The following is a 24,144-nucleotide window of genomic DNA, read 5'->3' on the forward strand; positions in this document are numbered from 1 at the left end:
CGCTCACCCGCGAGACAACGCCCGCGCCGCCCGGTGCGTCCAGGCCATCAGACTCCGCGCCATCAGACTCCGGGCTATCGGACGGCGTCCGCCAGCAGCCGGACCTGCTCCGGGTCAGGGCTGCATGGGAAGAGGATGAGCTCGTCGCAGCCGGCCTCTTCGTAGGCGGCGACGGCATCGCGGACCGCCGCGGTGCTCGTGAGCGCCAGGGACGCGACCTTCTCCGCGTCCCACCCCTCGACGGCGTAGTGGTCCATGAGGAAGGTCTCGGCGTCCTCCCGCGCCCGGGGCCCGAGGGAGAAGTACGGCTGCGCCATCAGCCGCGGCTCGCCGTCGCGACCATGCCGCGCCCACGCGTCCCGGACCGCCCGCGCCCCCTCCCGGAACGTCTCGACGCCCCGGCTCCCCGCGATCCAGCCGGCGCCGCGGGCGGCCACCCTGGCGAAGGGCCGCTCGCCATGGCCGCCGAACACGAGCCGCTCGGCCGGCAGCCCCGGCCGGGGACCGATCGCTCCGGCGGCGCCGCGCGGTTCCCCGGCCCAGATTCGCGTCATCTCGTCCAGCATCGCGTCGAAGCGGCGGCCCCGCCCGGAGAAGGGGACGCCCGAGGCGGCGTAGTCGTCCTCGTATCCGCCGACGGCCATGCCGAGCACGAGCCGTCCACCCGACAGATGGTTCACGGTCGCGGCCTGCTTGGCGAGCAGCGCGGCGTTGCCGCGGAACGGCACCAGCAGGATCGAGGTCATCAGCCGGATCCGCGCGGTGACCGCGGCCGCAGCGCCCAGCGTCACGAGCGGCTCGCAGTTGCCGTACACCAGCCGGTCGATCACGCCGAGCGTGGCGAAGCCGCGCTCTTCGGCGGACTTCGCCCACTGGACGATCTGCGTGCCCGGGGTGCCGGGGATGGTCGCGGGCAGGCCGATTCCGATGTCCATGTGCGTCCTTCCGGTGGCGGGCTTCGCGGCGGACGGGGTCGTCATGGCCAAGGTAGGCCGCATGCGCGGCGGCGTGGAGGACGGTGTTTGACGGATGCGGCGCGTCCGGCCACTCCAAGTAGCCTAACTCGGACGCGACATTCCGCTACGGAACGGACACCCGAGGAGCCGGCGGTGACGGTGAAGATGTCATGGGCCGACGTGTGCGCACGGCGGCTGGAGCGGCATGCGCTGGCGGTCCCGTCCAAGGGCGGGTGCGCGGAGGTGGCGGCGGGGATGGCCGGCGTCCACGCGCAGGTGATGACCGCGGCCGAGCTCGGGATCGGGCTGCGCCTGGACGGAGCCACCCGCGCCGACGTGCGGCGCGCGCTGTGGGAGGAACGGACCCTCGTCAAGGCCCACGGGCCGCGCGGGACGGTGCACGTACTGCCCGCGCGCGACCTCCCGATGTGGGCCGGGGCGCTGTCGGCGCCGCCCGCGCCGCCGAGCCCGTTCCAGGACGGCGTGCGCATGACCCCGGAGCAGACCGAGGAGGTCATCGCGGCCATCGCCGCCGCCGTCGACGAGGCGGACCTGACCGTCGACGAGCTCACCGAGGCCGTCGTCGAGCGGACCGGGCCGTGGGCCGGCGACCTGGTCATGCCGGCCTTCCAGACCCTGTGGCCGCGCTGGCGGCAGGCGATGGGCCAGGCGGGGCAGCGCGGCGCGATGTGCTTCGGCCCGTCGCGGGGACGCAAGGTCACCTATTCCAGCCCCCGCCGCCTGGTCCCCGATTTCCGGCCCGCCCCGCCGGACGCGGCGCTCGCCTGGCTCGTCCACTCCTACCTGCACGCCTACGGCCCTTCGACACCCGCCCGGTTCGCGCACTGGCTGAACGCGCCCGCCGGATGGGCGGCCGAGCTGTTCGCGTCCCTCGACCTGGAACGGGTGGAGGTGGAAGGCGCGGAAGCGTGGGTCGCGGCGGGCGACACCGAACTGCCGGCGGACGCTCCGCGCGGCGTGCGGCTGCTGCCGTACTTCGACGTCTACGCCTACCGTGTCGGCAACCAGCCCCCGGAGCTGCTGTTTCCGGGACCTGCCGCCGAGCGGGCGCTGCGCGGCAACTTCCAGCTCCTGCTCGTGGACGGCGTCGTCGCTGGCCTGTGGCACCAGCGCCGTTCGGGCCGCCGCCTCGACGTCACCGCGGAGCCGCTCGTCCCCCTGACCAAGGCGCAGCACACGGAACTGGAGGAGCAGGTCGAGCGCGTGGCGCACGTCCTGGAAGCCACCAGGACCACCTTCACGATCGGCCCGGTGACCGTCGGCGGCCACGCCTGACACGGGTCCGGGAAGCCGGAGGGACGCATTCCGCCGGCTCGCTGATGGCGGGTCGCGTCAGAACTGGTCGTCGTCGACGTCGTAGCGGTGTGGCGTTCCCTTGAGTGTCCGCTCCTCGGTCTCGGGGGAGATCTGGTCGACGACGCGGATCCCGGGACGCCCCGCCTCGACCTCGAACCGCGCGGCCGTGGCGATCGTCGTGTCGCCAGGCGTCCACACCGTGCTGACGATGCGGAGCGAGGCCAGCAGCCGGGACGGGCTGACGTCGCAGACGACATATCCGCGCCGGTTGCCGATGTACTTCCAGTGCGGGCTCTCGGCCATGATCGGGTCGTAGGTCTTGTGGAACGCGACGGGGTCGGAGTCGCCGCCCGAGCTGATCGACGTCCCGGTGATCTCCGCGCCGGTGACCGGGGACGCCTCGTCGTCGAAGTCGGGCTTCAGGTCGCACACCCAGGTGGCGTGCCGGTCCCCGGTGAGCACCACCGGGTTGGACGCCTTGCCGGAGCCGAAGAACTCCAGCATGCGGCGGCGCTGCACCCGGTAGCCGTCCCAGTTGTCGAAGTCGAAGACCTGGTCGGGGCCCGCCTTGCGGTCGTTGGACGCCCACATCAGCTGGTTGGCCAGCAGGTTCCAGCGGGCGCCCGAGCGGGACATGCCGTCCACCAGCCACTTCTCCTGCTCCGCGCCCGTCATGGTACGGGCCGGATCGTTGGCCTCGGCGAGGGTGGCCGGCTGGTCGCTGCGGTACTGCCGGGTGTCGAGCACGTGCATCGCGGCGAGCCGCCCGAAGCCGAGCCTGCGGTAGAGCCGCATGTCGATCCCCTTCGGAAGGGCGGACCGGCGCAGCGGCATGTGCTCGTAGTAGGCCTGGAACGCGGCGGCGCGGCGGGCGAGGAACTTCTCGCGCGGCTGCTTGTCGGGGTCCTGGGGGATCTCGTCGGCCCAGTTGTTGTCGATCTCGTGGTCGTCCAGTGTCACGATCCAGGGGAACGCGGCGTGCGCGGCCTGGAGGTCGGTGTCGGTCTTGTACTGCGCGTGCCGGTTGCGGTACTGGACCAGCGTGTACGGCTCGTCCTTGCCCTCATGGGTGCGGACGGTCGTCGTCCGGGGGACGGACTCGTAGATGTAGTCGCCGAGGAAGGCGACGAACGCCAGATCCTCCTGCGCCAGGTGGTGGTAGGCGGTGTAGTAGCCGTCCTGCCAGGACTGGCAGCTGGCGAACGCGAACCGCAACTGCCGGTTGACCGTTCCCGCCGAAGGCGCCGTGCGGCTGCGCCCGACGGGCGAGATCTGCTTCTCGACGCGGAACCGGTAGAAGTACACGCGGTCCGGCTGGAGCCCGCCGACCTCGACGTGCACCGCGTGCCCGCGCTCGGGCCGCGCCACCTCCACCCCCTGGGCGCGGACGCGCTGGAAGCGCTCGTCCTCGGCGACCTGCCAGGCCACCGGCACCTGCCGGTCGGGCATACCGCCGCCGTCGACGGGGCGGGGGGCGAGGCGCGTCCACAGCACGAACCCGTCGGGCAGCGGGTCACCGGACGCGACACCGAGGGTGAACAGGTTGTTCGGGAGCGGGGCGCCACCATGCGAGCGGACGGCGGCGACCGCGCCGTCCTGTCCGAGCAGCGCCGGGCCGACCAGAATATGGCCCGTGGCCAGCGCCGATGCGACTCCGCCGGTGGCGAGGAACCGGCGTCGCGGATACATTTCCGACATACACCCTCCTTGCAATCAATACAGGAGGATGATCGCAGATCGGTGAACGTCGGCAGGGGCGAAAGCTGACACCGAAGCGGCCGGAACGCGAACAACGTCCCTCTCACCTGCGCATAAGCGCCCAAGATGTCGCTGAGAAACGTCCATCGCCCGAGCGAGTTTCGGGGACGCTATCCAGGAGCCTTATAAGGCCATAAGCATCCGCTATTGCACCCTTTCAGGATGCACTCTGACGTCAGGGACTACGAACGGGACCATGGGCGGGACCGCAAGCATCCCCAGACCAGCGCCCCAGGCACCGAGCACGGCCGCGGCCACAGCCGTCGCTCACCACTCGCCCAGCAGATGACCACCCAGCCGCCGCAACCCGCTCGCTGATAGGGGGCCGGTAGCGGGGGGCCGCCGCCGCTGGGCGGTTGGTCTTGATAGGCGAAGAGTTGCCTATGGATTTCACCAATAGCGCTTGAGGAACGTTCGAGTTCTTCGCCCCCTGGATACCTTCACTTGCGGCGTGGCCATACAGCGGCCGCACGGCATCGAGGCTCGACCAAAGCAAAAGGTTCGCCAGCCGTTCCACGTAAATGTACGAATAATCGGCGAATAACGGACACCGCACCCGGCCGTAGTGGGGCGGCGGCATTATCCAGGGGGCTAGCAATGTTCGGCATCGACGGGGCACTACGCGATCGAATGAAGTCGGTCACCCAACGCGATCAGGAGACCGCGCCGGAAAAGGTGACCGGACGGGTCCCCTGGTGGACGGTGCTGCTGGCGGCCGGCTGGCTGGCCCAAGTGCTGTTCCGGGTGGCGCTGGAGACCTGGCGCAACGTCCCGCTCTACGTCCCGGACGAGGTCGGCTATCTGCTGGCGGGCCGCTTCTTCGCCGGCGGTGCGGTCGCCGACCTGACCGGACGCCCGCTGTACTACAGCGGCTATGCCCTCCTCCTCACACCGGCGAACTGGATAAGCGACGATCCGTCGGTCATGTACCGGGCCGCCCTGGTCACCAACGCCTTGATCGCCGCGTCGCTGCTCCCGTTGGCGTACCTCGCACTGCGGCGGCTCGGGATGAACCAGCTTCCCGCCTACATCGCCGCCACGCTGACCGCGCTCATACCGTCGAACGTCCACTACAGCCAGTTCGCGTTGACCGACGCGGTCCTCCCGGTGATGGTCCTCGGCTGGCTCCTGCTGGTGCATTCCTGGCTCGCGTCCGAACGGCGGATATCCGGTGCGATGGCCGCCGTGTTGGCGGCCTACATGTCCTGGGTCCACGTACGCGGCTTCGTCATCGTCATCGTGTTCGCGGTAACGCTGGGCGTGGCGTGGTGGCAGCGGTGGGCGAACCGGCGCGGCATCACGATCGCGGCCTGGCTGCTCGTCATGACCACCGTCGCGGGGATGCAGCTCAACGACCTGCTGAGCTCGCGGCTGTATCCCCGGGGCACCTACGGGCTGGACGGCCTCCTGGCCGACCGGCTCACCAGCCTCTCCGGACTCGGCTGGACGATCTCGCTGACCGCCGGAAAGCTCTGGTACCTGATCGTCTCGACCTGGGGGATCGCCGGAGTCGGGATGGTCGCCCTGGCCATCGCCATGACCCGCACCAGCGTCCCCCTGGTCACGCGCGTCGTCGCCGCCCAGGCCGCCATCTCCACGGCCGGCATCGCATTCGCCACCTCGGCCGCCACACCGGACGAGGGCACGGTGGCCAATTTCGTCTACGGCCGGTACCTGACCTGCCTGGCGCCAATTCTCTTCCTGGCCGCCATTGTCCTCGTCATGCAGGCCCCGAAGCCGACCGCGCTCCGCGCAGCGCCCATCGCCGCGGCCGTCACACTGGCCGCCGGCGTCATCGTATGGCTGCATGCCGGCGACCAGCTCTCCAAGGACTTCTTCCTCTCCACGGACTTCGCCGAGAGCAGCTTCCTCTCCTGGAACTGGGAAGAGTTCCACCTGTGGATCGTGACCATTGTGGCGCTGCTGCTCCTCGCGGGTGCCGCCGCACTGATCGCCTACGGCGGCAGGCGAGGGATGCTGGGCGTTGCCGGAATGGTCGCCGCCCTCAACATCGCCGCCGTGGTCGCCACGACCAATCAGGTCGTCGCCCCCTGGGATGAACGATTCGCCGCAACAGCCAGCCTGAAGCACGAGCTTCGCCCCACTGACAGAGTCGGCGTGAATTTCCCCGACATGGAGTGGCGAATCTGGGTCCTCCAGGCATTCCAATCCCGCCACGGCCTGGTGCCGATCGACCGTTTCGGCCGTTTCCCCCTGCCGGCAGAACTGACCGTGGTCGTCGTCCCCTGGACTCGGGGCGTTCCCATCACGAAGACGTGGCCGGCCGCACCAGCAGGCTGGCAGGTCATCTCGGCACGTCAGCCCGGCTTCGGCGGCTGGGTGGCCTGGCGCAGGATGAGCATGACCACGGCGCCGTGATCACCCCGGAGCGGACATTTGCCGGGTAGTCCCAAAATAGCCAGGACCCCGGACGTTAAGGCCAGTAACCGGCCACACGCCACGTAAAACGACGTCCACCATGAATCCGCCGGGACAAATCTCCGCAAAACTGCGCTACCCGGGCGGACGGCCAGGACGTTATTCATCACGCCTGCTCTTGGCCAGCGCCTAAGCGATTTCCTCAATGCACTTCAACTGGATATGCAAAAGATCTAAAAGAGTGCACTTCGCCGTCATGCTTGATCAGGATGCGGGGACCGTTCATAACGTTTCGGTCCTTGCCGCCTGGCCTGCCGGCGGCTCCTGTCGAGAGCTCACAGAAGAGTGGGGCGCGCCGACCATGCCATTTGGCGCGCTCATCGCCAAGGGGGAATCATCGCGTGTTCTACTGGATCCTGCGACGAAGGCATAAGGCCAGAATCGCCCTGATCATGGCTACATTGCTCCTGCTTGCACTGGTTCAGCCACTGGTCTCCCGGAGTTCCTCCGCCGCGACGAGTAGCGGGTCACGCAAGCCGATCAGCAACAACCCCGAGCCGAGCCACCACGAGCCTGTACGCATGGGCGGCGGTGGCGGCGGCTGCGGGAAGCACAAGTGCTGCAAGAAGAAATGCTGCAAAAAGAAGTGCTGCAAGAAGAAGTGCAAGCCGGGTCCTCCAGGCCCACCGGGCCCCGAGGGCCCCACCGGTCCAACCGGCCCTGGCGGCGAGGACGGCGCCACGGGCCCAACGGGCCCAGCAGGCGCCGACGGCGCGACCGGCCCCACAGGCCCTGAGGGCCCGACAGGCCCCGCGGGCGCCGACGGCATGGACGGCGAGGACGGCGCCCCCGGCCCCACAGGCCCGACCGGCCCGGCAGGCGAAGACGGCGCCCCCGGCCCGACAGGCCCCGCAGGCGAGGACGGCGCCGACGGCGCACCAGGCCCAACGGGCCCGGCAGGCGAGGACGGCATGGACGGCGCCACCGGCCCCACAGGCCCCGCAGGCGCCGACGGCCAGGACGGCGCGACTGGTCCGACCGGCCCGGAGGGCCCGACCGGCCCGGCAGGCGAAGACGGCGCCACCGGCCCCACAGGCCCCACAGGCGCCGACGGCCAGGACGGAGCGACCGGCCCAGCAGGCCCGACCGGTCCGATTGGCCCAACGGGCGCCACCGGCCCTGCCGGTGCTGACGGAGAGGACGGAGCCACTGGCCCGACCGGCCCCGCCGGCGAGATGGGTCCGACAGGCCCAGCTGGCGCTGACGGTGCGGACGGCGCGACTGGCCCGGCGGGTCCGACCGGCCCAACGGGTGCCGCCGGTGCAGACGGCGCGACCGGCCCGGCGGGACCAACCGGCCCGGCAGGCGAGGACGGCATGGACGGCGCGACCGGCCCGGCGGGCCCAACCGGCCCGACAGGTGCCGACGGCCCGCCTGGCCCAGCGGGTGAAGATGGCGCGCCGGGCCCCACGGGCCCGACAGGCCCCGCCGGCGCTGACGGCGTGGACGGCGCGACAGGTCCGGAAGGCCCGACCGGTCCGGAAGGTCCGACGGGCCCAGAGGGCGCGGTTGGCGCACCGGGCCCGACAGGTGCCGATGGCCCGACCGGCCCGGCAGGTGCCGACGGCGCGACCGGCCCCGCCGGTGAAGATGGCGCGACTGGCCCGACCGGTCCTGCCGGTGCCGACGGCGCGACAGGTCCGACAGGCCCCGCTGGCGCTGACGGCGTGGACGGCGCGACGGGTCCGGAAGGCCCGACCGGTCCGGAGGGTCCAACGGGTCCGGAGGGCGCGGACGGCGCGACCGGCCCAGCAGGCCCGACGGGCCCGGCAGGCGCGGATGGCGCGACGGGCCCCACGGGTCCGACGGGTCCTGCTGGTGCAGATGGCGTGGACGGCGCGACGGGTCCGGAAGGTCCGGAAGGTCCGACCGGTCCCGAGGGCCCGACAGGTCCAGAAGGCGCGGTTGGCGCACCGGGCCCGACAGGCGCGGACGGCCCGACCGGCCCGGCTGGCGCGGACGGCGCGACTGGTCCTGCGGGTGAAGATGGTGCGACGGGTCCGACTGGTCCCGCAGGCGCTGACGGTGCCGATGGTGCGACTGGCCCGACCGGTCCTGCCGGTGCGGATGGTGCGACGGGTCCCGCGGGTCCGACGGGCCCGACAGGTGCCGATGGCCCGACCGGCCCGGCTGGCGCTGACGGCGCGACCGGTCCTGCGGGTGAAGATGGCGCGACGGGTCCGACTGGTCCCGCTGGCGCTGACGGTGCAGACGGCGCGACCGGCCCCGCCGGCCCTGCCGGTCCTGCCGGTGCAGATGGCGCGACGGGCCCCACGGGTCCGACGGGTCCTGCTGGCGCTGATGGCGTGGACGGCGCGACGGGTCCGGCGGGTCCGGAAGGTCCGACTGGTCCCGAGGGTCCGACGGGTCCGGAGGGCGCGGTTGGCGCGCCGGGCCCGACAGGTGCTGATGGCCCGACCGGCCCGGCTGGCGCCGATGGCGCGACGGGTCCTGCGGGTGAAGATGGTGCGACGGGTCCGACTGGCCCCGCTGGCGCTGACGGTGCAGACGGCGCGACTGGCCCGACCGGTCCTGCCGGTGCCGACGGTGCGACGGGTCCCGCGGGTCCGACGGGTCCTGCTGGCGTGGACGGTGCGACGGGTCCGGAAGGTCCGACCGGTCCCGAGGGCCCGACAGGTCCAGAAGGCGCAGTTGGCGCACCGGGCCCGACAGGCGCGGACGGCCCGACCGGCCCGGCTGGCGCCGATGGCGCGACCGGTCCAGCGGGTGAAGATGGCGCGACGGGTCCGACTGGCCCCGCAGGCGCTGACGGTGCGGACGGTGCGACTGGCCCGACCGGTCCTGCCGGTGCGGATGGTGCGACGGGTCCCGCGGGTCCGACGGGCCCGACAGGTGCCGATGGCCCGACCGGCCCGGCTGGCGCGGATGGCGCGACGGGCCCTGCGGGTGAAGATGGCGCGACGGGTCCGACTGGCCCCGCTGGCGCTGACGGTGCCGATGGTGCGACTGGCCCGACCGGTCCTGCGGGTGCGGATGGCGCGACGGGTCCCGCGGGTCCGACGGGCCCGACAGGTGCCGATGGCGCGACCGGTCCTGCGGGTGAAGATGGTGCGACGGGTCCGACTGGCCCCGCTGGCGCTGACGGTGCAGATGGCGCGACTGGCCCCACGGGTCCGACGGGTCCTGCTGGCGCTGATGGTGTGGACGGTGCGACGGGTCCGGAAGGTCCGACCGGTCCCGAGGGCCCGACAGGTCCAGAAGGCGCGGTTGGCGCACCGGGCCCGACAGGCGCGGACGGCCCGACCGGCCCGGCTGGCGCGGATGGCGCGACCGGTCCAGCGGGTGAAGATGGTGCGACGGGTCCTACTGGCCCCGCTGGCGCTGACGGTGCGGACGGCGCGACTGGCCCGACCGGTCCTGCCGGTGCCGACGGTGCGACGGGTCCTGCGGGTCCGACGGGTCCGACAGGTGCCGATGGCCCGACCGGCCCGGCTGGCGCGGATGGCGCGACCGGTCCTGCGGGTGAAGATGGCGCGACTGGCCCGACTGGCCCCGCTGGCGCTGACGGTGCAACCGGTCCTGCCGGAGCCGATGGTGCGACTGGCCCGACGGGTCCTGCGGGCGAGGATGGTGCGCCTGGTCCCACGGGGCCAGCCGGTGCCGATGGAGCTACCGGTCCGGCGGGTGCGACGGGCCCGCGTGGTCTTCCTGGTGCCGACGGCGCGACTGGGCCCGCCGGCCCCGCTGGCGCTGACGGTGCGACAGGGCCCACCGGTCCCACCGGTCCGACGGGTGCTGTTGGCGCTACAGGACCGGCAGGCGCTGACGGCGCCACTGGTCCAGCGGGTCCAGCGGGTCCAACGGGCGATGACGGCGCGACTGGCCCGGCCGGTCCGGCTGGCCCGACGGGTCCGACAGGCGCCGATGGCGCTACCGGTCCGGCGGGTGCTGATGGTGCGACTGGCCCGGCTGGTCCCACCGGACCCGCAGGTGCTGATGGCGCTACGGGTCCGGCGGGTGCCGATGGCCCGACCGGCCCGGCTGGCGCCGATGGCGCGACTGGTCCTGCGGGGCCGGCTGGACCCACGGGTCCGGCAGGTGCTGATGGCGCGACTGGTCCTGCGGGCGACGACGGGGCCACCGGTCCGGCGGGTCCGGCTGGTCCTACGGGTCCGGCAGGTGCTGACGGTGCCACTGGGCCTGCGGGTCCGGCGGGTGCTGATGGTGCGACTGGTCCGACGGGTCCTGCGGGTGAGACTGGTCCGCAGGGTCTGCCTGGCGCTGATGGCGCAACTGGTCCGGCGGGTCCGGCTGGACCGACGGGGCCGACAGGTGCTGATGGCGCGACGGGTCCGGCGGGCGCTGATGGCGCGACTGGTCCCGCTGGTCCCACCGGACCGGCGGGTGCTGTTGGCGCTACGGGTCCGGCGGGTGCCGATGGGGCGACTGGTCCTACGGGTCCTGCGGGTGAGATTGGTCCGCGGGGTCTGCCTGGCGCTGATGGCGCGACCGGTCCTGCGGGGCCGGCTGGGCCGACGGGTCCGGCAGGCGCCGATGGTGCCACTGGGCCTGCGGGCCCGGCGGGCGATGATGGCCCGACTGGTCCGACAGGGCCGGCAGGTGCCGCTGGTCCTACCGGTCCTGCCGGTGAGACTGGTCCGCGGGGTCTGCCCGGTGCCGATGGCGCGACCGGTCCTGCTGGTCCAACCGGTCCTGCGGGTGACGATGGTGCCACTGGCCCGGCTGGTCCAACGGGGCCGACAGGGCCGACCGGAGTCGGTGCCACTGGTCCTGCGGGGCCGACGGGGCCGGCCGGGGTTGGTGCCACTGGTCCGACTGGGCCGGCGGGTGCCACCGGTACGCGGGGTCCGACGGGTGCCGCTGGGCCGACAGGGCCCACTGGGCCTTTGGCCCAGGGGGTGACCGAGACCACTCGCGTGTCGGCCGTGGTCAACGTTCCCGGAACGGGCCAATCGGTCCAGGGCGCCGCCTACTGCCCCTCCGGTTACACCGTCACCGGCGGCGGGGCGCAGATGGGGCTCACGGACAGCGGCATCATCGCGGGTACCGAGCCCTCCACGGCAGGCCAGGCTTGGACTGCGTGGGGCCGGGCATCGGCTGCCCAGACGATGACGGTCTGGGCGATCTGCCTGAGGATGAGCGCGTGACCGAATAAGACCGCTGTAGGGGGCGGTCCGAGTAGTCGATCACCCTCCGGGTTCGTCGGTGACCATCGCCGGCGAACCCGGAGGGTGATCGTTTTCTATCGGGGGGCGGAGGGCGGGCTGTGGACCCGTTCGGTCCGGGCGGCCCGCGCCAGGTGGACGACTACCGGACGCGGGGAATCGGATCTCGATGGTCAGGCCGCCGCCCGGGCGGGCTTGTGCGGTGATGCCGGCGCCGTGTGCGGTCGCGATGGCCCGGACGATCGACAGGCCGAGGCCGTGGTGGCCGTCGCTGCGCGCTGTCCGTCCGCCGAGCCGCTGGAAGGGCTCGAAGAGCCGGGCGACCTGCCGCGGGGGGATGACCTCGCCGGTATTGACCACCGAGACGAGCGCCCGTCCGCCCCTGGTGCCGGTCGAGATTTCCACGTGGCCGCCGGTCACGTTGTGGTGGACGGCGTTGTCGACGAGGTTGGCGACCAGGCGTGCGGCCAGCGCCGGGTCGCCCGCGGACGGGGCGGACGTGATGCGGGTGTCGATGCCTATGCCGCGCGCGTCGGCCTTGGGGCGGGCCGCGTCGAGGGCCTCGCGGGCGAGATCGGACAGGTCGAAGGGGTCCTGGCGGTCGAGGCCGCGTTCGCTGCTGGCCAGTGTGAGCAGGGCGTCCAGGAGCCGGCCTTGGTCCTTGCTGAGTGCTAGCAGCCGCTCCGAGGTCGCCCGGTAGGACTCCAGGGTGGCGTCGCGGTCGGTGAGTGTCTCCTCCAGGAGGGCGCGCTCCAGGGTGAGCGGCGTGCGCAGTTCGTGTGCGGCGTTGGCGACGAAGCGTTTGTGCGCGTCGAGGGCCGTCTCCAGGCGGCCGAGCAGGCCGTCGACGGTGTCGGCGAGGTCTTTCATCTCGTCGCGGGGGCCGGGGACGGCGAGCCGTTCGTGCACGTTGCGGGCCGAGATCTGCTGGATCGTCGCCGTCATCGTGCGCAGGGGCCGCAGGACCCGTCCGGCGACCAGCCAGCCCAGCGCGATCGAGATCACCACCATGATCGCGAGGGCGACCGCGGACTGCATCAGGAGCTCGCGCAGCTGCGCTTCCCGGATCCGTCGCAGATGCTCGCGGATTTCCGGGCCGCGCTCGTCGTAGACGATGACCACCAGGCCCGTCTTGGAACGGCGCATGAGCCAATAGGTGATGGCGAGAAGGGCCGCGCCGGAAATCGTGAAAAGTGTGCTGTACAGGGCCGTCAGGCGAATGCGCACGGTCCGGAATGAATGGCGGGGGGAGGTGTGGGGGTGGAGGCGGTCATGAAGGCGCATCGGGGTCGCCTATCCGGTAGCCGCCCTGTTGGACGGTCTCGATCACCGGTGGCGGGCCGAGCTTCGACCGCAGCCGGTTCATCGTGGCCTTGACGGTGGTCGTGAACGGGTCGGCCGCCTCGTCCCACACCCGTTCCAGCAGTTCCTCGGCGGACACGGCACGGCCGCCGGCGCCGAGCAGGTATTCCAGGACCGCGAATTCCTTCGGGCTCAGCGCCAGCCGCAGCCCCGCGCGGGTCGCGATCCGCTGCGCCGGGTCCAGCCGCAGGTCACGGTGGACGAGGACCGGCGGCAGCGCCGGTTGCGCCCGGCGGCCGAGCGCCCGGATCCGGGCGACGAGCTCGGCGTAGGCGAACGGCTTGGGCAGGTAGTCGTCGGCGCCGAGGCTCAGGCCCGAGACCCGGTCGGCGATCGTGCCGGACGCGGTCAGCATCAGCACGCGGGTGCGGCGCGTCCGGCTCATCAGCGAGCGGCACACCTCGTCGCCGTGGACGCCGGGCAGGTCCCGGTCGAGGACGACGACGTCGTAGTCCAGCAGCGAGGCCCGCTCAAGGGCGGCCTCGCCGTCGTGGACCACGTCGACGGCCATTCCCTCGCGGCGAAGGACCCTCGCCACGGACGCCGCGAGTTCGGCCTGGTCCTCGGCCACCAGCACTCTCATCGTCCGGACAGGTTAACCACCGCCGCGGTCACAGCCGGGTCACAGGCGCTCGGACCGTGGTGTGACCGCCCGTTGCCTAGAAATGGCCTCCAGCACCCATCTACGGATGTGAAGGAGACGACTGCATGTCGACGGCGAAGGCGAAACGGCCGCTGGTGGCGCTCGCGATGCTGCTGCTGCCGGTGCTCGCGGCCTGCGGCGGGTCGGACGACCCGTCCGGCGGGAGCGGTTCGGGGGCCGCGGCGGGCGGTGGTGCCGCCGCCGGTAACGGCAACGATCAGTATGTGAAGTTCGCGCAATGCATGCGCGAGAACGGCGTCCCGGATTGGCCGGACCCCATTGACGGGACGAAGTTCCGCATGCCGAAGGGGAAGATCAACCCCGATTCCCCGCAGTTCAAGGAGGCGGAGAAGAAATGTGAGTCGGTGCGTCCGCCTGGATGGACGTCACAGCAGGATCCGTCCTTGCAGGGCAAGATGCTGAAGTACGCGCAGTGCATTCGTAAGAACGGGGTGCCCGAGTTCCCCGACCCCCAGGACGGAAAGCTGGACCCGGGTTCCGTCGATCTCGACTCGCCGCAGTTCAAGGCCGCCGAGCAGGCATGCCGGTCGTTGCGGCCGGCGGGCGGTGGGGGATGAGCGCCGACATCGATGAGGCGCCTTCCGGGACGGCCGATGCCGCCGGGCCGCCTGCCGATGCCGCCGGGGTTCCGGGGCCAGGCCGCCGGCAGCAACGCCGGGGTGGACGGCGGAAGGTTCTCGCCGGGGCGGGCGGGCTGGTGCTGGCCGGTGCGGGTGCCGCCGTCGCCGTCCTGGGGCCCTTCGGTGATGGGGACGGCGCGCGGCCCGCGTCCTCTGCCGATGGCACCTCGCTGGTGGCCGTCCGGGAAGGGGCCTTGTCCACGCAGGTGACCTTGAGCGGGACGCTCTCGTACGCGGCCCATCGGGACGGAACCCCCTACGCCGTCGTCAACCAGGCCAAAGGCATCTACACCTGGGTCCCCGGCGAAGGCAGGGAGATCGGCTGCGGCAAGACGCTGTACCGCGCGGACGAGAAGCCGGTGGTGCTGATCTGCGGCGGCACACCGGCCTACCGTGCCCTCTCGGTGGGCGACGAAGGGCGCGAGGTGCGCGACCTCAACGCGAACCTCGTGAAGCTCGGATACGCCGAGAAGACCGAGATCGATCCCCGCTCGGACCACTACGGATCCGAGACGGCGGAGGCGGTCGCCGAACTGCAGGACGCGCTGGGCGTCGTCCAGACCGGGCGGCTCGACCTCGGCGACGCGGTGTTCCTGCCGGGTCCGCTCCTGGTGACGAAGGCGCTCGCCAAGGCCGGGACGCGGGCGGCGCCGGGCGGGCAGGTGGCGCAGGCGACCTCCGCCCGGCGGCAGGTGACGGTGGAGCTCGCCCCCGGTCAGCAGTCCCAGGTCAAGGTCGGCGACCGCGCCCAGATCATCCTTCCGGACAACAGGACGACCCCGGGCAAGGTGAGCCGTATCGGGACGGTCGCGAAATCCGCTGACGACGAGGACGGCGCCAAGAAGGACTCGTCCGGCTCCACGCTCCCGGTGTACATCGCGCTCACCCGCCCCAAGGACGCCGGGAAGCTGGACGAGGCCCCGGTCCGGGTGCAGATCACGACCGACGGGATCGCGAAGGCGCTGATCGTCCCGGTCACCGCGTTGATGGGCAAGGCGGGAGGCGGCTACGTGGTCGAGGTCGCCGACCCGGCGAACGGCCGGCGCCGCCTGGTTCCGGTGACGCTCGGCATGTTCGACAGCGGCAACGGGCTCGTCCAGGTGTCCGGGGCCCTGGCCCCCGGCGATCAGGTCGTGGTGCCCGCCTCATGAACCCCATGAACCATACGAACAAGACCCCCGGGCAGGACGGCCCGGCGCCCGCGCTGGAGCTGGCCGGTGTCACCAAGGTCTACGGAGGGCAGCCGCCCGTGCCCGCGCTGCGCGGTGTGAGCTTCACCGTCCGGCACGGCGAGCTTGTCGCCATCGTCGGGCCGTCGGGGTCGGGGAAGACGACGCTCCTGCACGTCATGGGCACGCTGGAGCGTCCCACGGACGGGCTGGTCCGGATCGACGGGGTCGACGCGGCCGGGCTCGGCGACCGGGAGCTCGCCGCGTTGCGCGCCCGCAGCATCGGGTTCGTGTTCCAGCAGTTCTTCCTGGCCGAGCATTCCACCGCCCTGGAGAACGTCGCGGACGGCCTCCTGTACGCGGGCGTCGAGGCCGGCGAGCGGCGGCGCCGGGCCGCGGACGCGCTCGACCGGGTCGGGCTCGCGCATCGCCGCGACTCCCGCCCGACGAAGATGTCCGGCGGCGAGCGGCAGCGCGTGGCCATCGCCCGCGCGCTGGTCGGCAGGCCCGCGATCGTGCTCGCCGACGAGCCCACCGGCAACCTCGACAGCAGCACCGGCGCCTCGATCCTGGAGCTGCTGCGCGAGCTCAACGCCGAGGGCGCGACGATCATCATGATCACGCACGACGGTGACCTGGCCGCGCGGCTGCCCCGCCAGGTGCACGTCCTGGACGGCCGGATCGTCTCCGACAGCGGCACGCCCCCCGCCCCCATAGCCGCCGCGTACGGCGGGTCAGGAGAGGTGGAGTGACGATGCGGATTCCGACCCAGCTCGTTCCGGCCCGCCTGCGCGCCGGTGACCAGGCCCGGGTGGCGAGCACCGGGCTGCGCGCCCGGCCGCTGCGGGCCGCGCTGTCCGCGCTCGGGATCGCGATCGGCACCACGGCGATCGTCGCGGTCCTCGGGCTGTCGGCGTCGTCCCAGGCCGGGCTGCTCGCGGAGATCGACCGGCTCGGCACGAACCTGCTGACCGTCAAGACCGGCCAGAGCTTCTCCCAGGAGGCCGCGGTCATGCCGGTCGCCGCGCCCGGCCGGGTGGCGCGGCTCGCGTCCGTCGAGGAGGTGGCGCACACCGGCGCGGTCGGCGACGCGAAGGTCTACCGGAGCCCGCTGATACCGGCGATCAACACCAACGGGCTGAAGGTGCGGGCGGCGAGCCTGAACCTGCCGCGGGTGGCGGGCGCCGGCGTCGCCCATGGCCGCTGGCTCAACGAGGCGACGGCGACGCAGCCGGTCGTCGTGCTGGGCGCGGCGGCGGCGGAGCGGCTGGGGATCAGCCGCGTCCACCCCGGGCAGCGCGTATGGCTGGACGGGCAGTGGTTCTACGTCGCCGGGGTCCTCACCTCCGCGACGCTCGCGCCGGACGTCGACACCAGCGCCCTGGTCGGATATCCGGCCGCGCGGCGCTATCTCGGCCACACCGCCATGGCCCGCGGCGAGCCGGCGGACGGTCCGCCGAGCACGCTCTACGTCCGGGCGGAGACCGACGCGGTCGGCGAGGTCCAGGCGGTGCTCGCCCGGACCGCGAATCCCGAGGCGCCGAACGAGGTCAACGTGAGCCAGCCCTCCGACGCGCTCACCGCCCGCGCCGCCGCGAAGGGGGCCTTCAACAGCCTGTTCCTCGGACTCGGCGTGGTGGCGCTGATCGTCGGGGCGGTCGGGGTGGCCAACATCATGATCATCTCGGTGCTGGAGCGCCGCTCGGAGATCGGGCTGCGCCGCGCGCTCGGCGCGACGCGGGGACAGATCCGCGGCCAGTTCCTGGCGGAGGCGATCATGCTGGCGGTGCTCGGCGGCGTGGCCGGCGTGGCCGCCGGGGGGGTGGCGACCGCCGTGTACGCCGCCGTCAAGGGCTGGACGGTCGTCATCCCGGCCGAGGCGTGGGCGGGCGGTATCGGCTCGGCCGTCCTCATCGGCGCGATCGCCGGGCTGATCCCCGCGCTCCGCGCCGCCCGGCTGTCCCCGACCGAGGCCCTGCGAACGGCCTGACCCGGCCCGGCCGTGGGCGGTGCCGGGCCCCGCCGTCCACGTCCCATGTAGCGTTCGTCGGACGGACGAACCGGACCCTCCGGTCGGCATCCCGGTGCCAGGGCGGCGGAGGGCGGCAGGGCGACGGAGGTCAGCAGGCAGTGGACCCGATCCGGCCGGGCGACCCGCGCCAGGTTGGCGGATACCGGCTGCTCGGCCGGCTGGGCGCGGGCGGCATGGGCGTGGTCTACCTCGGCCGCTCGCCCGCCGGCCGGCCGGTCGCCGTCAAGATCATCAAGGAGCGGTACGCGGCCGACGCGGTGTTCCGCGCCCGGTTCCGCCGGGAGGTGGCCGCGGCGCGCACGGTGACGGGGGCGTTCACCGCCCCGATCCTGGACGCCGACCCGGACGCCGCCATGCCGTGGCTGGTCACCGCCTACCTCCCGGGGCTGACGCTGCGGGAGGCGGTCGGGACGTTCGGTGCCCTCCCGGCGGTGCCCGCCCGCGTCCTCGCCATGGGGCTGGCCGAGGCGCTCGCCGACATCCACCGCGCCGGGCTGGCGCACCGGGACCTGAAGCCCGGCAACATCATGCTGACCGCCGACGGCCCGCGGGTGATCGACTTCGGGATCGCCCGGCCGGACGGCGGCACGGCGATCACGAAGGTCGGCGCCGTCCTCGGGACACCGGGTTTCATGTCGCCCGAGCAGGCGTCCGGGGGCGTGGCCGGTCCGGAGAGCGACGTCTTCTCGTTCGGCGCCGTCCTGGCGTACGCGGCGACGGGGCGGGAACCGTTCGGACGCGGCGACGCGGCCACCATGCGCCGCCGCGTCGCCGAGGCGCGGGCGGATCTCGGCGGCGTCACCGACCTCGGGCTTGCGGGTCTGATCGCGGCCTGCCTGCGCCGGGACCCGGGGGAGCGGCCCTCGGCCGTCCAGATCCTCGACATGCTCGACCGGATCGGCGAGGACGCACCGCCGTCCCCTGACCACGGCACCGGATGGTTGCCCGCCGCCCTGGCGGAAGCGATCGACCGCCGCGCCGCAGAAGTCCGGCCGGAGGTCTGGCCGGAGGCTCGTCCGGAAGTCCGGCCGGAGGAGCGGCTAGCGAAACCGCTCGCCGGGGACGCGCTACACGTCCTCGACGCGGAGACGGACGAACCGGAAACCGCGGATCCGGCGGCTGGACGCGAGCAGTCACAGCGTGAGCACGCCACCGCATCCGACGGTGCTCCGGCAGACGACACCTCACCGCCCACCCCGCCCTCCCGGCCGGGGATGCCGCAGCAACTCAGCCGGCGGGCGCTGGTCGTCTCAGCGCCGCTTGCGCTCGCGGCCATCGGCGCGGTGGCGGTCGTCCGGGCCCGCGACACCGAATCGCCGCGTGCGAGCGCCCGGCGATCACCGAAGGGCTCGTCGCCGACCCCGCCCCCGCAGGGTGTCCTGCGTTGGAAGGCCAAGGTGAGCGACTACTACCCCAAGGTGTCCATCGCGGGCGGCGTGGTGGTCGCGGAAGGGCAGGAGAACGACGTTCGCGCCCTGGACGTCCAGACCGGAAAGACCCTGTGGAAAGAGCACGCGGGGAACGGGAGCCATGCCTTCGGCGATTCGGTATACCTCAGCAATCCCATACAGCCATGGCTGACGGCGGTCGACGCCGCCACCGGCAGGACGCGCTGGGAGGGCAACTACCGGGAGGGGACGGTGCACATGGTCATCTCCGGGCCGGTGGCCTGCTTCGGGTACGAGGGGCCGATCAGGGCGGTGGGCGTGCGCGACGGCAGGACGCGCTGGGTCGCGGACGTGTCCCCCGAGACCGGGCTGGCCGCCGACTCCGCCCTGGTCGCCGCCGTGAACAAGACCGAGGTGGTCGGGCTCGACCCGCGCAGCGGACGGAAGCGCTGGGCCCACCCGCTTGACCTCCGGGACTACCTGACCTACGCGTTCCTGGTCGGCGACGGCTTCGTCTTCGTCGGCGACCGGGAGGGCGTCCTGCATGCGCTCCGCGCCGCCGACGGGACGCTCGCCTGGCGGAAGGGACGCGGCCCGACCTGGTTCAACGGCTCGTCGCTCATTTCGTCCGGCGGCGTGCTGTACGCCGACGGGGGGCACGGCAGCGTGGTCGCCATCGACCCCGCGACCGGTGCGGAGCGCTGGTCCCGCTTCCTCGACGACGACAGCGAGCTCGCCCTGGCCGGTGGCACGCTGTTCGCCGCATGCTCGCACACCGGCACGCTGTACGCCCTGAACGCGGCCGACGGACGGATCCTGTGGACGCACAAGGCCCAGATCGATCGTGATCCCGTGATCGCGAGCACCGCCGGACTGGTCTTCGTCGGCACCCGGGCGGGCACCGTGGAAGCCGTCGCCCCACCGGACGGAGGTCCCCGTGCGGGGTCTTGAGCCGTCCGATCCGCGGACGGCCGGCCGCTGCCGGATCCTGGCCCGGATCGGCGCGGGCGGCATGGCGATGATCTACTTCGGGCGGTCCGGGAGCGGCCGTCCCGTCGCGGTCAAGCTGATGCACGCCGAGTTCGCCCGCGAGCCCGGGTACCGGGAACGCTTCCGCCGCGAGGTGGCGGCCACCCGGACGGTCAGCGGGCGCTACAGCCCGGGCGTCCTGGACGCCGACCCCGACGCCGCACGCCCCTGGCTCGCGACGCAGTTCCTGCCGTCGGTGTCGCTGCGGGAAGCGGCCGGGCTGCTCGGCGGGCGGATGCCGCCCGGCCTGGTGATCCCGCTGGCCGCGGGGATCGTGGAGGCGCTCGCGTCCGTCCATGGCGCCGGGATCGTCCACCTGGACCTGAAGCCGGCGAACGTCCTGCTGACCGCCGACGGGCCACGGCTGATCGACTTCGGGATCGCCGCCGACCTGCGTCCCGGCGCGGCCCCGCCCGGCGGAGAACCGGCCGGGACCTGGGGATTCATGGCGCCGGAGCAGGAGTCGGGCGGGCGGCCGGTCTCCCCGGCGAGCGACGTCTACTCCTTCGGCGCGACGCTTGCGCACGCCTGCACGGGACGGCCGCCGTCCGGCGAGGGAGGGCTGGACGGGATCGCCGACGACCGGCTCCGGGCGCTGATCTCCGGCTGCCTGCGTCCCGACCCGTCCACCCGGCCCACGGTGCCCGAACTGGCCGCCGAGCTGGCCCTCGCGGGTGCCGGGGCCCACTCGGCCCGCCATCTGCCGCCGGTCGTGCGGGCAGAGATCGACCGCCGGGCGAGCGAAGCGGCCAACCCCCCGACGCCCGCCCCGCTCCCGACCCCGAACGCAACACCCATTCCCAATCCCACACCCACTCCCGCTCCCGTTCCCGTTCCCGTTCCCGTTCCAAGAGGCGCACGCCGCCGCCCTCTGGCGCTCTTGGGCGGCGCCTGCGCCGCGGCATTGGCGTTGGCCTTCGTCGTCCCGCAATTGCTGTCCCCGGACGACGAACCCGAGACGGCCACGGCCCGGCCGAGCAGCACCCCCGCCACCGGCCGGACGGCCCCGGCATCCGCCCCGGCGACCCGGACGCTGGAGTTCTACATCTTCGGGACGAGCCCCCTCAGATCGCTGACCACCACCGTGAACGGGCAGAGCGTGACGGTGCGGAACCAGCGGCTGCCCTACCGGCGGGTGGTCCAGATACCGGCCGAGCCGCAGCGCGTCGCCTGGCGGATCGACTACCGCTTCGGCGCGGGCACTTTCGTCACCAAAGTGATCGTGGACGGGACCGAGCGCTCAAGCGCGGGAGGCTCCAGCGAAAGCAAGGACGTCTCCGATTCCTACAAAGGAGCCGTCTGATCCCGCCGCACCGATTTACGGCACCTGATTGATCGCGCCGGCCCCATATTAATCAATTCAATGGCCGGATCCGATCCTACGACAAATGTGGTAGCAATCCGGCCCGCCGCATGGTGCCCGGATGCGCAGAACTGCCATGTCGAAGGCGATATCTATGACAGTTCACGCCAGTTGTTGTGTAGAGGTGCCGCCAATATGCTCGGGCCGACCCAACGCGGGTCACCCGCAGTAGCTCCCACCCCTCGAACCAGGAGGCCCCCCGCATGCTGCGAAAGCTGAGCGTCGGCGCAATGATCGCCGCCGCCGCGATCACCTTGTCCGTGGCCCCGGCGGCCGCGGCGGCTCCCGCCAAGGCGCCCGCCCCGGCTCCCCGCCCCGTCCTGCAGACGACGCTGTACTACGACGACAGCCAGGCCGCCGAGTTCAAGGACGCGATCGCCGCCGGCGTCAAGGTGTGGAACGACAACCTCCAGAACGTCGAGCTGGTCAAGGCCCAGCCCGGCGGCCGGGCGGAGATCCAGATCATCGCCGACAACGGGTGGCCGCGCGCCATCCTCGGTCCCGTCCGGCCCGGTGGACGCGTCCAGGTGTGGTACGGCCGCCAAGCCGTCACCCAGGGGTACGACCTCACCCGGATCGCCTCCCACGAGCTGGGTCACAGCCTTGGCCTGCCCGACATGAAGCCCGGACCGTGCTCGTCCTTGATGTCCGGGTCGACCGGCGGGGTGAGCTGCAAGAACGCCCTTCCGAACGCCACGGAGAAGGCGCGCGCCGAGGCCAACTACCGCGCCCGCGCCCGTGCCGCCGCCGCGAACTTCCCCTTCGCCGGGAGCCTCATGGTCGACGCGCCGTGAGCGCACACCGCGCACACCGCGCGTGCCCGTGAGCTCGCCCCGCGCGTGCCCGTGAACGCACACCGCGGATGCTCGTGACCGGGCATCCGCGGTGGCCGTCCGGCCGCCGTACTCCATTCCGGCCGCCCGATCTGCTACAAAGCAGATTCGTCTGCCCGCCGTTCTATCCGCGGCTCGTGGCGGAGGCGACCGTGGAGGGAGAAGCCGTTGTCGCGTAGGCCGCTGGGTCAGCTGGAGGCGGAGGTGCTGGCGGCGCTGGCCGGGCTCGGCGGCTCGGCCCGGACCGCCGAGCTCGTCGAACGGCTCGACGGAAACCCGGCGTACACGACGGTCAACACGATCCTGCACCGGCTGCATGAGAAGAAGCTGGTGTCGCGGACGCGGGCGGGCCGCCACTACCGCTACCGGCTCGCCGTCGACGAGTCGGAACTCGTCGCGGACCGCATGCGCGAGCACCTCCGCCATGCCAGCGATCCCGGCGGGGTGCTGAACCGGTTCGTCCAGACGCTCACGGACGAGGAGGCGCGCCAGCTGCGCGACTTCCTCGACCGGCCGGAGGAGAGCAGGTGACCTGGTTCACCTTCATGCCCCTCGCCATCATGCTGGCGCTGAGCTCGGCGCTCGGCCGGACGCGGCTGCCCCTGCATCCGTCCTGGTCGGCGCGGCTCCTGGCCACGACCGGCGCGATGACCGCGGTAGCCGCGCTCGGTACCGGCATCTTCGTGGCGATCAACTACGCGGCGACGCTCGCGCCGTCCGCCGCCGCGCACGTCCCCGAGTGGGCGCTGTTCGGCGACGACGCGCCGGTCCCGGCCGTGGTGGGGATCCCGGCGACCGTCCTGTCCGCCGCCGGGCTGCTCGCCGCCGCCCGGGCCGCCGCGAGCTGGCTGGACGAGCTGCGCACCGCCCGAGCGCAGGCGCGGGAGCCGCTGCAGACCGAGGTCCCGATCGCCGTCGCGGTCCCGGGCCGGCACGGCGGGGTGCTGCTGTCCAAGGGCATGCTCCGGACGTTCACCGCCACCGAACTGCATGTCGTCTTCCAGCACGAGTCGTCCCACCTGCGGCACCGGCACCACCGCTATGCGGCGGCCGGTGCGCTCGGCGCGGCGGTGCTGCGGCCGCTCCGGCCGCTGAACGAGCGGCTGCGGCTCGCGGTGGAGCGGTGGGCCGACGAGGACGCGGCGGAGGCGACCGGCGACCGCGCGCTCGTCGCCCGCACGATCGCCAAGGCCGCCCTCGCCCACCCGCCGCCGCCCGCCGGTCCGGCCGCCGGACGTCCCGCGGAACCGCCCGCCGGACCGGCGATCGCGTTCGCCGAGTCCGGCGTCGTCGAGCGCGTCGAGGCGCTGCTCGGCACGCCACCGGACAGGAACGCGGTCACCGGCCCGCTGCTGTTCATGGGCAACGGCTTCGTCACCAGCTCGCTGACCGCCGCGACCCTCCAGCTCGACCAGGCCGCCCTGTCCTGCCTGCTGGCCCTGCTCGCGCTCCGCTGAGAACGCGGGCGGCGGTCAGAGCTCGAACTCGGACGGGTTGAGGCCCAGCGCGAAGCACGCCTCGCGGACGACGCCCTTCTCGGTGGCGTCGAAGTTCCCGTCCGCGCCGCCGATGATGATGCCGATCTGGATCACGGCACGCGCCTCGTCGGGGTTCTTCTTGGCCTTGCCGATGTCCTGCAGGATGGAGACCTTCCCGAAGTCGAAGTCCGCGGTCAGCTTCGACACGTTGTCGTTGAAGCGGCGCTGCAGGTCGTCCGCGGGGAAGTTCTTCAGCACCTCGTTGCTCGTGATCAGGGACGCGGTCCGCTGCCGCTCGGCCGGGTCGACGCTGCCGTCGGCGGCGGCGACCAGCGCGCACATCGCCATGCTCGCGTCCCGGAACGCGCCGCTCTTCAGGTCGTTCTTCTTGCTGAGCAGCTGCGACTGCAGGGTCGGGAGCTGCTGGCGCAGCTTGTCCCAGAAAGGCATCGGTTCCTCCGCTCGTGGTCCGTCCCGTCCGACCCTAACGGACCTGCTACACCCGTAGTAGGCGCGCCGCGCCATCCGAGGGCGTGGGCGCGGAGGTATGGCCAATGTCCATCCGCGGCTACGGCCTGGGCCACTTTCC

17 protein-coding genes are annotated in these 24,144 nt (G+C 72.7%); 12 read left to right on the plus strand and 5 right to left on the minus strand.

Annotation, left to right across the window (positions count from 1 at the left end; translation table 11 throughout):
- Positions 1–74: 74 nt before the first annotated feature.
- Positions 75–980, minus strand: coding sequence for an LLM class flavin-dependent oxidoreductase (locus tag ACH34S_RS29315; RefSeq protein ID WP_395956054.1), 906 nt, complete (start codon positions 978–980; stop codon positions 75–77).
- A gap of 129 nt (positions 981–1,109) precedes the next feature.
- Here ACH34S_RS29315 and ACH34S_RS29320 point away from each other — a divergent pair, with 129 nt between their 5' ends.
- Positions 1,110–2,252: a winged helix DNA-binding domain-containing protein gene (locus ACH34S_RS29320; RefSeq protein ID WP_395956055.1), complete on the plus strand. Its 1,143-nt coding sequence runs from the start codon at positions 1,110–1,112 to the stop codon at positions 2,250–2,252.
- A gap of 57 nt (positions 2,253–2,309) precedes the next feature.
- On the opposite strand, the gene ACH34S_RS29325 is transcribed toward ACH34S_RS29320, so the two are convergent.
- Positions 2,310–3,971 carry an alkaline phosphatase D family protein gene (locus ACH34S_RS29325; protein ID WP_395956056.1) on the minus strand — a complete coding sequence of 554 codons (1,662 nt, stop codon included), beginning with the start codon at positions 3,969–3,971 and terminating at the stop codon, positions 2,310–2,312.
- A 657-nt stretch (positions 3,972–4,628) separates the two neighbouring features.
- On the opposite strand from ACH34S_RS29325, the gene ACH34S_RS29330 reads away from it, so the two are divergent.
- Positions 4,629–6,410 (plus strand): phospholipid carrier-dependent glycosyltransferase, encoded by a 1,782-nt coding sequence (locus tag ACH34S_RS29330; RefSeq protein WP_395956057.1) that lies wholly within the window; start codon positions 4,629–4,631, stop codon positions 6,408–6,410.
- A gap of 4,940 nt (positions 6,411–11,350) precedes the next feature.
- A complete protein-coding gene (locus tag ACH34S_RS29335; protein WP_395956058.1) occupies positions 11,351–11,599 on the plus strand; it encodes a hypothetical protein in 249 nt (82 codons plus the stop codon).
- A gap of 39 nt (positions 11,600–11,638) precedes the next feature.
- Here the strand turns inward: ACH34S_RS29335 and ACH34S_RS29340 are convergent, their stop codons facing one another.
- Entirely contained in the window at positions 11,639–12,844 is a 1,206-nt protein-coding gene (locus tag ACH34S_RS29340) for a sensor histidine kinase (protein WP_395956059.1), read from the minus strand.
- Positions 12,845–12,887: 43 nt separating this feature from the next.
- On the minus strand, positions 12,888–13,562 hold the full coding sequence (locus ACH34S_RS29345) for a response regulator transcription factor (protein ID WP_395956060.1): 675 nt from the start codon (positions 13,560–13,562) through the stop codon (positions 12,888–12,890).
- A gap of 125 nt (positions 13,563–13,687) precedes the next feature.
- On the opposite strand from ACH34S_RS29345, the gene ACH34S_RS29350 reads away from it, so the two are divergent.
- The 9 genes from ACH34S_RS29350 (at position 13,688) to ACH34S_RS29390 (ending at position 23,534) form a co-directional block, all read left to right on the plus strand.
- On the plus strand, positions 13,688–14,200 hold the full coding sequence (locus ACH34S_RS29350; protein ID WP_395956061.1) for a hypothetical protein: 513 nt from the start codon (positions 13,688–13,690) through the stop codon (positions 14,198–14,200).
- Positions 14,197–15,414, plus strand: a complete 1,218-nt coding sequence (locus tag ACH34S_RS29355) for an efflux RND transporter periplasmic adaptor subunit (protein ID WP_395956062.1) — start codon at positions 14,197–14,199, stop codon at positions 15,412–15,414. Before ACH34S_RS29350 ends, ACH34S_RS29355 begins: the two co-directional genes overlap by 4 nt.
- Before the next feature lie 5 nt (positions 15,415–15,419).
- Positions 15,420–16,184: an ABC transporter ATP-binding protein gene (locus ACH34S_RS29360; protein WP_395956063.1), complete on the plus strand. Its 765-nt coding sequence runs from the start codon at positions 15,420–15,422 to the stop codon at positions 16,182–16,184.
- Between the two features lie 2 nt (positions 16,185–16,186).
- On the plus strand, positions 16,187–17,422 hold the full coding sequence (locus ACH34S_RS29365) for an ABC transporter permease (RefSeq protein ID WP_395956064.1): 1,236 nt from the start codon (positions 16,187–16,189) through the stop codon (positions 17,420–17,422).
- A gap of 140 nt (positions 17,423–17,562) precedes the next feature.
- On the plus strand, positions 17,563–19,803 hold the full coding sequence (locus ACH34S_RS29370) for a serine/threonine-protein kinase (protein WP_395956065.1): 2,241 nt from the start codon (positions 17,563–17,565) through the stop codon (positions 19,801–19,803).
- Entirely contained in the window at positions 19,790–21,184 is a 1,395-nt protein-coding gene (locus tag ACH34S_RS29375; RefSeq protein WP_395956066.1) for a serine/threonine-protein kinase, read from the plus strand. The genes ACH34S_RS29370 and ACH34S_RS29375 overlap by 14 nt, the downstream gene beginning before the upstream one ends.
- Positions 21,185–21,447: 263 nt before the next feature.
- Entirely contained in the window at positions 21,448–22,038 is a 591-nt protein-coding gene (locus tag ACH34S_RS29380; RefSeq protein WP_395956067.1) for a snapalysin family zinc-dependent metalloprotease, read from the plus strand.
- 207 nt (positions 22,039–22,245) lie between these two features.
- Positions 22,246–22,608, plus strand: a complete 363-nt coding sequence (locus ACH34S_RS29385) for a BlaI/MecI/CopY family transcriptional regulator (RefSeq protein WP_395956068.1) — start codon at positions 22,246–22,248, stop codon at positions 22,606–22,608.
- Positions 22,605–23,534 carry a M56 family metallopeptidase gene (locus ACH34S_RS29390; RefSeq protein ID WP_395956069.1) on the plus strand — a complete coding sequence of 310 codons (930 nt, stop codon included), beginning with the start codon at positions 22,605–22,607 and terminating at the stop codon, positions 23,532–23,534. The genes ACH34S_RS29385 and ACH34S_RS29390 overlap by 4 nt, the downstream gene beginning before the upstream one ends.
- Before the next feature lie 15 nt (positions 23,535–23,549).
- Here ACH34S_RS29390 and ACH34S_RS29395 read toward each other — a convergent pair whose 3' ends face one another.
- Entirely contained in the window at positions 23,550–24,005 is a 456-nt protein-coding gene (locus ACH34S_RS29395; protein ID WP_395956070.1) for a tellurite resistance TerB family protein, read from the minus strand.
- Between the last annotated feature and the right edge of the window lie 139 nt (positions 24,006–24,144).

The organism is Actinomadura sp. 3N508, from assembly GCF_044326375.1.
Classification (GTDB): Bacteria; Actinomycetota; Actinomycetes; order Streptosporangiales; family Streptosporangiaceae; genus Spirillospora.

Bases quoted from the DNA above. Each gene is read 5' to 3' on its own strand.
- ACH34S_RS29350 (WP_395956061.1), top strand. From the start codon at position 13,688: ATGTCGACGGCGAAGGCGAAACGGCCGCTGGTGGCGCTCGCGATGCTG.
- ACH34S_RS29380 (WP_395956067.1), top strand. From the start codon at position 21,448: ATGCTGCGAAAGCTGAGCGTCGGCGCAATGATCGCCGCCGCCGCGATC.
- ACH34S_RS29345 (WP_395956060.1), bottom strand. From the start codon at position 13,562: ATGAGAGTGCTGGTGGCCGAGGACCAGGCCGAACTCGCGGCGTCCGTG.
- ACH34S_RS29325 (WP_395956056.1), bottom strand. From the start codon at position 3,971: ATGTCGGAAATGTATCCGCGACGCCGGTTCCTCGCCACCGGCGGAGTC.
- ACH34S_RS29315 (WP_395956054.1), bottom strand. From the start codon at position 980: ATGACGACCCCGTCCGCCGCGAAGCCCGCCACCGGAAGGACGCACATG.
- ACH34S_RS29355 (WP_395956062.1), top strand. From the start codon at position 14,197: ATGAGCGCCGACATCGATGAGGCGCCTTCCGGGACGGCCGATGCCGCC.
- ACH34S_RS29365 (WP_395956064.1), top strand. From the start codon at position 16,187: ATGCGGATTCCGACCCAGCTCGTTCCGGCCCGCCTGCGCGCCGGTGAC.
- ACH34S_RS29360 (WP_395956063.1), top strand. From the start codon at position 15,420: ATGAACCATACGAACAAGACCCCCGGGCAGGACGGCCCGGCGCCCGCG.
- ACH34S_RS29330 (WP_395956057.1), top strand. From the start codon at position 4,629: ATGTTCGGCATCGACGGGGCACTACGCGATCGAATGAAGTCGGTCACC.
- ACH34S_RS29395 (WP_395956070.1), bottom strand. From the start codon at position 24,005: ATGCCTTTCTGGGACAAGCTGCGCCAGCAGCTCCCGACCCTGCAGTCG.